Genomic DNA, 618 nt, shown 5'->3' with positions numbered 1-618 from the left:
ATGGCTCCGAAGGCAGGACTCGAACCTGCGACAACCTGATTAACAGTCAGGTGCTACTACCAACTGAGCTACTTCGGAATAATGGTGGGCCTAAATGGACTCGAACCATCGACCTCACGCTTATCAGGCGTGCGCTCTAACCAGCTGAGCTATAGGCCCATTTGGAGCGGGTGATGAGAATCGAACTCACGACATCAGCTTGGAAGGCTGAGGTTTTACCATTAAACTACACCCGCATTTATGGTGGGTCAGGACGGAATCGAACCGCCGACACTTAGAGCTTCAATCTAATGCTCTACCAACTGAGCTACTGACCCATTCGTTCCATGCTAAGCTGCAAATCTCTTTATCAGCCACCCTCGTTCATTCAGTCACGTACTTAAGTACACTCCTTCAATCACTCGTTTGCTTCTTCGACCTTTTTGCTTATCATGAACCTCTTATTTTAAAAATGGCGGTCCCGACCGGGATCGAACCGGCGATCTCCTGCGTGACAGGCAGGCATGTTAACCGCTACACCACGGGACCATTTGGTTGCGGGGGCTGGATTTGAACCAACGACCTTCGGGTTATGAGCCCGACGAGCTACCACTGCTCCACCCCGCGACAATATTAATT

6 tRNA genes are annotated in these 618 nt (G+C 50.5%); all 6 read right to left on the bottom strand.

From position 1 onward, the window contains the following. Position 1 precedes the first annotated feature (1 nt). Positions 2–78, bottom strand: a tRNA-Asn gene (locus ACOMCU_RS28240). Between the two features lie 4 nt (positions 79–82). Beyond that, positions 83–159 (bottom strand) — tRNA-Ile (locus ACOMCU_RS28235). A 3-nt stretch (positions 160–162) separates the two neighbouring features. Next, positions 163–236: transfer RNA gene (locus ACOMCU_RS28230), tRNA-Gly, on the bottom strand. A gap of 5 nt (positions 237–241) precedes the next feature. Continuing rightward, a tRNA-Phe gene (locus ACOMCU_RS28225) sits at positions 242–317 on the bottom strand. Between the two features lie 135 nt (positions 318–452). Beyond that, positions 453–528: transfer RNA gene (locus ACOMCU_RS28220), tRNA-Asp, on the bottom strand. A gap of 3 nt (positions 529–531) precedes the next feature. Then, positions 532–606 (bottom strand) — tRNA-Met (locus ACOMCU_RS28215). Positions 607–618: the final 12 nt, after the last annotated feature.

It is taken from the genome of Lysinibacillus sp. UGB7, assembly GCF_049058285.1.
In the GTDB taxonomy this organism is placed as follows: Bacteria; Bacillota; Bacilli; order Bacillales_A; family Planococcaceae; genus Lysinibacillus; species Lysinibacillus sphaericus_B.
This window is presented reverse-complemented; position numbering and strand designations above follow the sequence as displayed.